Source organism: Nocardia sp. NPDC004722, assembly GCF_053601505.1.
Genome location: NZ_JBSGBY010000338.1, coordinates 1 through 9,134, shown reverse-complemented (window position 1 = coordinate 9,134; position 9,134 = coordinate 1). Strand labels below are relative to the sequence as shown.

Annotated in this window: 10 protein-coding genes; 2 read left to right on the top strand and 8 right to left on the bottom strand. The window is 67.6% G+C overall.

The window, feature by feature from the left end; all coding sequences use genetic code 11:
* Positions 1-56 precede the first annotated feature (56 nt).
* Genes yhjD through ACWELQ_RS28215 form a run of 3 tightly spaced genes read right to left on the bottom strand, consistent with a single transcriptional unit; the run spans position 57 to position 2,946 of the window.
* On the bottom strand, positions 57-977 hold the full coding sequence (yhjD, locus tag ACWELQ_RS28225; RefSeq protein ID WP_452400065.1) for an inner membrane protein YhjD: 921 nt from the start codon (positions 975-977) through the stop codon (positions 57-59).
* Positions 978-1,014: 37 nt separating this feature from the next.
* Complete coding sequence (trpS, locus tag ACWELQ_RS28220) at positions 1,015-2,040, bottom strand: tryptophan--tRNA ligase (RefSeq protein WP_452400064.1); 1,026 nt, start codon at positions 2,038-2,040, stop codon at positions 1,015-1,017.
* A gap of 21 nt (positions 2,041-2,061) precedes the next feature.
* On the bottom strand, positions 2,062-2,946 hold the full coding sequence (locus ACWELQ_RS28215; RefSeq protein ID WP_452400066.1) for an oxygenase MpaB family protein: 885 nt from the start codon (positions 2,944-2,946) through the stop codon (positions 2,062-2,064).
* Positions 2,947-3,118: 172 nt separating this feature from the next.
* On the opposite strand from ACWELQ_RS28215, the gene ACWELQ_RS28210 reads away from it, so the two are divergent.
* The gene (locus tag ACWELQ_RS28210) at positions 3,119-3,757 is read left to right on the top strand and encodes a TetR/AcrR family transcriptional regulator (protein WP_452400063.1); all 639 of its coding nucleotides are present in this window, start codon (positions 3,119-3,121) and stop codon (positions 3,755-3,757) included.
* A 1-nt stretch (position 3,758) separates the two neighbouring features.
* Here ACWELQ_RS28210 and ACWELQ_RS28205 read toward each other — a convergent pair whose 3' ends face one another.
* The 5 genes from ACWELQ_RS28205 to ACWELQ_RS28185 form a co-directional block, all read right to left on the bottom strand.
* Positions 3,759-4,841, bottom strand: coding sequence for an outer membrane protein assembly factor BamB family protein (locus ACWELQ_RS28205; protein WP_452400062.1), 1,083 nt, complete (start codon positions 4,839-4,841; stop codon positions 3,759-3,761).
* Between the two features lie 131 nt (positions 4,842-4,972).
* Complete coding sequence (locus tag ACWELQ_RS28200; RefSeq protein ID WP_452400061.1) at positions 4,973-6,601, bottom strand: phospholipase C; 1,629 nt, start codon at positions 6,599-6,601, stop codon at positions 4,973-4,975.
* A gap of 116 nt (positions 6,602-6,717) precedes the next feature.
* Positions 6,718-7,221 (bottom strand): barstar family protein, encoded by a 504-nt coding sequence (locus ACWELQ_RS28195; RefSeq protein WP_452400060.1) that lies wholly within the window; start codon positions 7,219-7,221, stop codon positions 6,718-6,720.
* Positions 7,221-7,706 carry a ribonuclease domain-containing protein gene (locus ACWELQ_RS28190; protein WP_452400059.1) on the bottom strand — a complete coding sequence of 162 codons (486 nt, stop codon included), beginning with the start codon at positions 7,704-7,706 and terminating at the stop codon, positions 7,221-7,223. Before ACWELQ_RS28190 ends, ACWELQ_RS28195 begins: the two co-directional genes overlap by 1 nt.
* On the bottom strand, positions 7,703-8,509 hold the full coding sequence (locus tag ACWELQ_RS28185) for an exodeoxyribonuclease III (protein WP_452400058.1): 807 nt from the start codon (positions 8,507-8,509) through the stop codon (positions 7,703-7,705). The genes ACWELQ_RS28190 and ACWELQ_RS28185 overlap by 4 nt, the downstream gene beginning before the upstream one ends.
* A gap of 69 nt (positions 8,510-8,578) precedes the next feature.
* On the opposite strand from ACWELQ_RS28185, the gene ACWELQ_RS28180 reads away from it, so the two are divergent.
* Positions 8,579-9,121, top strand: coding sequence for an alpha/beta fold hydrolase (locus tag ACWELQ_RS28180; RefSeq protein WP_452400057.1), 543 nt, complete (start codon positions 8,579-8,581; stop codon positions 9,119-9,121).
* The last annotated feature ends 13 nt before the right edge of the window (positions 9,122-9,134 follow it).

Genomic DNA, 9,134 nt, shown 5'->3' with positions numbered 1-9,134 from the left:
CCCCGCGCGGCGATATCGGTCGCCACCAGCACCGGCGCGGTCCCGTCGCCCGGCCGTCATCCGGCCGGGGCGGGCGGCGGAATGTCCACGGGCACCTCGTTTTCCGAGGCGGTGGCCGCCCACGCGGTGGCGAACAGGATGATGCGCGCGGTGAAGTAGCTGAAGACCATCAAACCGATGATGGGACCGAACACCACGCCGGCCGGGCCGTTGACGACCGATTTCAGGATGATCGAGGCGAGCTGCTTGAACGCCTCGAAGAACACCGCCGCGATCAAGGCCGCCTTGGCGGCGCTGCGGAAGGTGACCGGATGCCGGGGCATGCGGGCGATGATCCACACGAACACGGCCCAGTTGGCCAGGATGGCCAGCAGCAGGGACGCGATGGTGAGCAGGATCTGCACCCAGCTCGCCTCGTGGATGTGCAGCCGCTTCAACAGGGTGTTGATCAGCCCGCTCGAGGCCAGCACCGACAGTCCGATGGAGACGTTGAACGCCACGAACAGGCCGACCAGCGCCAACAGGTCGGAGCCCTTGGAGACGAACCAGTTCCGTGGTTTGAAGGGCTGATCCCACTGCTCGGTGAGCGCGGCGCGCAGGTTGGCGATCCACCCCAGCCCGGCGTACAGACCGGTCGCGAGACCGATGCTGCCGACCCCGGTCCGCGACGACACCGCCTGGTGGATCAGGTCATTGATCTGACTGCCCGCCGAGCCCGGAATATTCTCCACGATCTTGTTCTGAATATCGGTGAGCAGCTGCGGGTTTCGCGACAGCACGAAGCCCGCCACCGCGAAACCCACCATCAGCAGCGGAAACAGCGACAGCACGGTGAAATACGTGATGCCCGCGGCGTAGTAGTCACCGCGCTGGCGCTGATAGCGGCCGCCCGCCCGGACCACGTGATCCAGCCAGGGCCGCCGCTGGATCTGCCGTTCGATCCACGCCTTGACGTTCCCGACAACCTTCCCGAACACCGCCCACCTCCGCCACCATGCGCGGTGGACGGCCGGATCAGCGGGCCAGGAAGCCCACCCGGTCGTACACCTGCGCGAGAGTCTTCCCGGCGACCTCCCGTGCCCGCTCCGCGCCGGTAGCCAGGATGCGGTCGAGTTCGCCCTGGTCAGACATGTATTCTTCCACCTTCGTCCGCAACGGTGTCACGAACTCGACGAGAGCGTCCGCCGTGTCTGACTTGAGGTCACCGTATCCCTTACCGGCGTAATCCTGTTCGAGCGTGACGATCGGGGTGTCGGTGAGCGAGCTCAGGATGACCAGCAGATTGCTGATGCCCGCCTTGGTCTCCGGGTCGTAGCGGATCTCACGCTCGGTGTCGGTGACCGCGGAACGGATCTTCTTGGCCGAGACCTTGGGATCGTCGAGCAGGTTGAGCAGGCCCGCGGCGCTGGTGGCCGACTTGCTCATCTTCGCGGTGGGATCCTGCAGGTCGTAGATCTTGGCGGTGCCGGTGACGATGTGCGGCTCGGGCACCACGAAGGTCTTCTTGTAGCGAGTGTTGAAGCGCTGCGCCAGGTTTCGGGTCAGCTCCAGATGCTGGCGCTGATCCTCGCCGACCGGCACCAGCTGGGCGCGGTAGAGCAGGATGTCGGCGGCCATCAGCACCGGGTAGGTGAACAGGCCGACGGTCGCGTTGTCCGCACCCTGCTTGACCGACTTGTCCTTGAACTGGGTCATCCGCCCGGCCTCGCCGAAGCCGGTGATGCAGTTCAGCACCCACGCCAGCTCGGCGTGCTCGGGCACCTGCGACTGCACGAACAGCGTCGACTTCTTGGGGTCGAGACCCAGGGCCAGCAGCTGCGCGGCCGAGATCTTGGTGCGCTTGCGCAGCTCCTTGGGATCCTGCGGCACCGTGATGGCGTGCAGGTCCGGGATGAAGTAGAAGGCGTCGAATTCGTCCTGCAGCCGCACCCAATACTGCAGCGCGCCGAGGTAGTTGCCGAGGTGGAAGGAATCGCTGGTGGGCTGGATTCCGGACAGTACCCGCTGCTTACGCTCAGCGGTCGGCTCAGGGGTCGACATGAACCGATCTTCGCATGTCGGCTAGGCCGTATTTCTGGCCACCCAGTTACGCGGATCCACCCCCGGCATGCTGGTGCGGCCGGAGCCGAGCAGCTGTTGTTCGCGGCGCGTGACCAGCTTGTAGAGGGGGTAGCTGGGGCCGGTCATCGGGTTGGTCAATGGGTTGCCGACCAGGGGCGGAGAAATCTGGGCGGTGCGGATGGCGCGGGCCAGGGCGCGGTAGGCGGCCTCCTCGCGCAGGCTCCAGCGCAGGTCGTACATGTCGCGGATGCGCTTGGGCAGGCTGCCCTGGACGAGCAGGTTGAAGCCGGACATGGCCTGCTGCACCGGCATCGGAAGGGGGTGGGCGACGCGCTGACCCATCAGGTACGAGCCGACCAGTTTGGCCTCGTCGGTGAGGAAGGGCTCGTCGGAGGCCAGGTAGCCGTCGAAGTAGTCGCGGAATTCGCGGTAGGTGTAGGGCGCGGCGGTGCGCGGCATGCCGAACAACTCACCCCAGCGCACGTAGTCCTGGTACAGGCCCTCGCGTTCGGTCGGGGTCAGGCGGCGGACCAGCAGATCGTGCATGACCTCGGCGGAGTCGAAGGTGAAGGCCATGGTCATGAACATCAGGTGCGGGTCGTTGGCGGAGTAGTGGGTGCCCGCCGGGTTGGCCGCGCCGGCGCTCTCGGGCAGCGCGCCCTCGACGGGGGCGTGCCGCTTGCGGGTGAAAGCCCGGGCGCGATCGGCTTCGTCGCGGGTGCCCAGGGAGACGGCCTCGAACAGGCGGCCGGTGAGCGCGAGGCGGGTGTACGGGGTGGTCCGATGCTGCGTGTTCTCGGCGGTTCCGACGTAGAGCAGCGGATGCACCGCGCCGATCACCAGGGCGCGCTGGCCGTAGGTGAGACCGACCGCGCGCTTGCGCATCACGCGCCTGATCATGGAATCGTCGGAGAAATAACCACTCTGAGCCGCACGTGCAGGCATCGTTGCCTCCCTGGTGTGTGATGCGAACCACCGCATCTGGAAACAGAGTCCCCCAGATAACCGATTCTGGCAAGGTCTACTGCCAGAATCGCGTCCGTGCCAGAATCGGTTCGTGACCGGCCAACGGACCTACGGCGGCATCTCCGCCGACGAGCGCCGCACCCAGCGCCGCAGCGCCCTGCTCGACGCCGCCCTCGACATCCTCGGCACCCAGGGCATCGACAAGCTCACCGTCTCCGCTCTCTGCTCGGGCGCGGGCCTCAACGAGCGCTACTACTACGAGAACTTCGACGGCCGCGACGCCGTGCTCTCGGCCCTGTTCGACGCCATCGCCGAGGAACTCGCCGCCGCCCTGCTGGCCGGCGTGCACACCGCCCCCGACGACCCCCGCGCCAAGGCGCACGCCGCCATCACCGCGGGCATCGCCGTCCTCACCGACGACCCCCGCAAGGCCCGCGTCGCCCTCCTGGTCAGCACCTCGACCCCCGAATTGCGCACCCGCACCACCCACACCATCAAGGCCTTCGCGAATCTCGTTGCCGCCGAAGGCATCGACTTCTACGGCCTCACCGACGCCGACCCCAACCCCGTCATCGGCTTCCGCGCCACCTACCTCGTCGGCGGCCTGGTCCAAACCCTGAGCGCCTGGCTCGAAGGCGACCTCCCCATGACCCGCGCCGAACTCATCACCGCCACCACCGACGTCTTCGTCCTACTGGGCGAGGATCTGGCACGGCAGATCCGGCGCTGAGTCACCGCGCCAGCGCCGCGATGCCGCCCTCGGTGGATTCGACGTAGCAGTGGGTGTCGCCGACGGCGAAGGGGACTTCGGAGCCGGGCTTGTCCGGGATCGATTGCATCCAGCGGACTTTGCTGGTGTGGGCCTCGATGGCGCGCAGGGTTCGACCGGCCAGGAGGTAGCAGGTGCCGTCGGCGGCGTACACGCCTGGTTTGCCGCCGAGGTCTGGGATGGTCAGGGTCCACAGCGCGGCGGCGTCCGTGCCGGGACGCATGGCGTGCAGTTTGTCGCCGTCGCACAGGTAGTAGGCGTCGCCGCCGCCGAGGAGTATGTCGACCGGGTAGGCCAGGGTGGGTGTGGTCCACAGGGCCGCACCGGTTTTCGGGTCCAGGCCGGAGACCGTGTGCACGCCGTCGGTGGCCAGGACGGCTCCGTCGACCAGGCCGGATCCGAGGGTGGTGGCAGCGATTCCGGAGTCGGCCGCACGAGACCAGACGGTCGCGCCCGTGGCCTGGTCAAGGGCGGCGAGATCGCTGCCGCTGCCGGGCTTCTCGCTGTAGAGGAGCGTTCCGCCGACGGGCACCACGAGCTCCTCGGTCGCGCACGGCACCCGCCACCGCACGCTCTTGGCGCGCAGGTCGACGGCCCACGCTTCGCGTCCGCCGTTGCCGGTGGCGATCAGGTAGAGCGCCCCGTCCCGGGTCCCGAACGCCCCGGCGAGCGCGGCGCCGTCGGGTGCGTCGAAGGTCCATTTCCGTTCGCCGGTGGCCAGATCCAGTGCCACGGCGCGGTTCACGCCGTCGGGTCCCGTCTCGCACACGACGAGCGCGTCATTCCAGAAGCAGGCCGCACGGGCGATGCCGGGTGTGTCGATCGCGGCGCGCCACAATTCCCGACCGCTCCTGGCGTCCAGACCCGCGAGTCCCGATTCGGACTCGACCACCACCCCGCCGGATCCGGACCGCAGGCCCTGTACGCGACCGTCCACCGGGTATTTCCAGGCGACGGTTCCCGCCGCCGCGGTCTCCACCGCGGAGCGTGCCGTGGCGCATCCCGCGACGCCCGCCGCGATCAGAATCGCCCCGCCCCGCAACACTTTTCGACGATCGATCAACGCCTACCCCACTCACTGGACACACTGTCGCCGACTATAGGGGTAAGCGGCCTCGCTCAAATACGAAACCGCCCGGCCTTTTCGAAAAGGCCGGGCGGTCAACGCGACTGCGACTAGCTGGTGGCGCCGGTCTTCGGGTCGAGCGCCAGCGCGGGCTGGGCGGCGGCCTTGAAGTCGAACAGGGCGTCGAGGGTGCCCGCCTTGTCGTCGAAGGAGTCGTCGCCGATGCGGCCGAGCTTCCAGTTGTCCTCGATGAACTTCAGCACCGAGGCCTGGTCGGTCACGCCGTGGTCGACGAAGTTGGCCTTCGAGTAGGGCGAGATGACCAGCAGCGGCACGCGCTGGCCGAAACCGCAACGACCCTGGTACTTGGCCGGATTCGCCTTGGCGTCACCGCAGGTGCCGGCGGCGGTGTAGCCGTCCTGCTCGGAGGCGGAGTTCATGACCAGCTTCGGGGCCTGGTGGTCGTACCAGCCGTCGGAGTCGTCGTAGGCGATGACGACCGCGGTGTCCTTCCACTCCGGCAGTTTCTGCAGGTGGTTGATGGACTCCACCAGGAACTGCTGCTCGTCCAGCGGGTCGGAGTAGGCGGCGTGCCCGTCCTGGTAGCCCGGGGCCTTCAGGTAGCTGACGGCGGGCAGGTTGCCCTTGTCGGCGGCGGCCCAGAAGTCGCTCAGGTCGTACTGGTGGTTGGCCTGATCGGTCTGGCCGATCTTGTCGACCGAGGTCGGCGGCAGGTGGTGCGGGTTCGCGGTCGAGGCGTAGTACTGGAACGGCTCGTGGTGGGGGATGTAGTCGCCCTTGGTGTCCCACGCCTTGTCGCCGGTCTTGCCGGTGCCGCCCAGGGCCACACCGACATTGTGGACGCCGCCGCAGACGGCCTTGCCGTCCTTGGTGTCGGTGGGCTTGAAGCCGCCCTGGAAGAAGCCCCAGGTGATGTTCTTCTTGTTGAGCAGGTCACCGACATTGGTGCCGGTCATCTGCACGGTGTCGCGGCTGGAGCAGTCGTCGCCGTAGGGCTGCGGGTCGCCGACCACGGTGCCCTGGCCGTTGCCGGCGTTCTCCAGCACGGTGTCGACCGGGAAGGGCTGGCCCGGCTTGGGCGGCTCCATCTTGGTGACGCCGTGGGTCTGGCCCGCGACCAGGTTCAGCGCGCCGACCGTGGACGGGCCGAAGGTGGAGGTCCACGAGTTGTCGCTCATGGCGTAGTGCTGCGCGTAATTCCACAGCGCCGTCACCGAATTGCCGTCGTAGTAGTCCATGACCAGGCCCTGCGGACCGTAGGTCGGCGCCTTGCAGGACGAGCCTTCGGACACGTTGGTGTGCTCGACGAACTGGTCCATCTTGCCGCCGTTGAGGGCGAGCTGCTCGTCCTTGTACTCGTGGTCCTGGTCGCAGGTGATCTGCTGCGCCGGGCCGCCGAGGCGCACGGGCTGCGCCTTGTTCGGGTTCTTGGTCAGCAGGTCCGGCGTCAGGCCGTTCACGCTCGGCGTGTTCGGCAGCGCGGTGAACTTGGTGCCGTCGGTGTTGGCCGCGTTCGGGTACGTGCCGAAGTAGTGGTCGAAGGAGACGTTCTCCTGGAAGATCACCACCACGTGCTTGATCGGGGTCGCGGTGTCGGTGTCGGCGCTCGCCTTGTCGGACGAGGACGAACACGCGGTGGCGCTCAGCGCGACGAGCGCGGTGAACGCGGCGGCAGCGCGGCTTCGTTTACCGAAGCGACGACGAGCCGAGGCGGACATGGAACCTCCAGGGTCGATCCGGATCGCGTCAGGCCGCGATCACATAGCGAGACCATTGCAGCGGTTATGACCTGTTTGTTCGACCGCAGGTGAACGGGAGTGGAAACTCCGGTGAATCAAGAATTCCGGGATTCCGGGTCCAAAACTAGCGGTATTACCGGCAATCCGGGCGGCGGCGCGTCCTGCAGCACCACCCGGAAGGCCACACCATCGGTCGCCCAAGCCGCCGCGGCGTCCGCCATGGCCTCACCGAACCAGCCCCGCTCCCCCGGCTGCTGATCCAGCATGAGCGCCGCGTTCCGCACCACGACCACGTATCCCTGTGCGTCCCCGACGAATTCGTCGAGATCCCGCAGGCATTCGTCGAAGGCGTCCTTGTTCTCCCCGAAGTAGTAGGGGAACTGGAACGCCGCCGCGAACTCGTCGAAAACCTCGGCCACCGTGCGCATCTTGCGGCCGCGCAGCTCACGCGAGACGTACCCGTCCGGAATCCGGTAGCGGACGCCGGAGAATTCGGCCGCCCCGATCGGCAGCACGCCGAGCACGGGGGCCGGAGTCTTGCGCGCGGCGACATCGGTAGCGGTGGAGAGGAACTGCGACAGCGGCATCGGCTGGGTCATCAGCGCATCCTCGTGAAGGTTTTGTAGTGGTCGCCCGTGTAGTAGGCCGAGCCGTCGCTGCCGGTGATGATGCGTTCGGCGTCGCGGCCCTGGCCCGGCTGCTTGGGATTCACATCCCATTCTTGATAGTTGATGGCCTTGCCCGACGAATCCTTGCGCGGCAGGCTGCCGTCACGGTTGTTCCAGGTGTCGCCGCCGTGTGTGCCGGGCGAGTTGGCCGAGCCGGGCCAGCGTCCGGCGTCGATCTCGACCAGGGTCTTGTAGGCGCGGTCGGGCACCCCGGCCACCTTCGTCGGCGCGACCGATTGGTCCACGATGCCGGGCGCGCCCGGCTTCGCCGTGATCCGGACCGTCGAGGTGGCAACGGCTTTGGCGCTGTTGCCGTCCTTGTGTTCGCTCGCCTTGTTGGCCACGAACGCGACCAGCAGCAGGAGTACCGCGACGCCCAGCGTGAGCCAGGCGCGCGTCTTCTTGGAGAGGGTCATCGGTACTGCACCGTCACCGGCGCGTGATCGGACCAGCGCTCGGCGTAGGTGGCGGCCTTCTCGACCACGGCCTGCTTGGCGCGACCGGCGATGTCACCGCGCGCCAACTGGTAGTCGATGCGCCATCCGGCGTCGTTGTCGAAGGCGCGGCCGCGGTAGGAGTGCCACGAGTACGGTCCGGGCACACCCGGATTCAGGTCGCGCACGACGTCGCGGTAGCCCGCGGCCAGCATGGACGACACCCAGGCGCGTTCCTGCGGCAGGAAGCCCGCGTTCTTGACGTTGCCCTTCCAGTTCTTGATGTCGAGTTCGGTGTGGCCGATATTCCAGTCGCCCATGATCACGAACTCGCCCGGGTGCGCGAGCATGCGCGCGCCGATGGCGTCGAGGAAGCGGTACTTCTCGTCCTGCATCGGGGTGTCGGCCTCGCCGGTGTGGACGTAGACGCTGGCGATGGTCAGGTCGTCGAAGTCGGCCTCGACGTAGCGGCCCAGGGTGGCGAATTCCTCGACGGGAGACCAGGTTTCGTCGACGAGCAGGCCGACCCCGACGCGCACGGCGTCGGGCTGCTTGCGGGACAGGATGGCCACGCCCGCGCGGCCCTTGAGCCCCGGCTCGGCATGGCTCAGGAACCATCCCGCATCGAGGGCGGGCGCTAGCGCGCTACGCGTTTGCTCATCGGTCGCCCGAGTCTCCTGCAGGCAGACGATATCGGCCTCGGTAGCGGCCAGCCATTCGAGCAGTCCCTTGCCCGACGCGGCACGCACCCCATTGACGTTGCACGTACTGATGATTTTCGCCACTTCACGACCGTACAATGCGGCTTACCGACTCTCTTCACGGACATCGAGGTCCAGGAAGGGGTGACGACGATGACGTCAGGCACCGCCAAGCCCTCCACCCCGCCCGCGCCCCTGCGCGCACTCCACACCGGCTCCGGGGAACCACTGCTCCTGTTACACGGGTTCATGATGTCCCCGCATTGCTGGGAGCAGGTGGCGCAACGGATGAGCGGCCATTGCGAAGTGTTCGCTCCGGCCTTCGCCGGACATTGGGGCGGGCCCGATTTCGACGGCTGGTATCTCGATATCAGTGCCCTTGCCGACCGCGTCGAGGACCAGCTCGACGAGATGGGTTGGCGCACCTGCCATATCGCGGGCAATTCGCTCGGCGGCTGGGTGGGCTTCGAGCTGGCGCGCCGGGGACGCGCCCGCACCCTGACGGCGATCGCTCCGGCCGGTGGCTGGCAAACGCCGTCGACCGAGCAGCTGCGGATCGGCTTGAAGTTCTTGTCGCTGGTCCCGCTGGTGGAGATCGGCAAGCATCTGCCGCACGCCGTCGCCTACAGCGCCCCGGTCCGGCAGGCGGTGGCCATGCTGCTCACCAAGCACGCCCCGCAATATCTTCGTCCATGATGCCGACCGCACC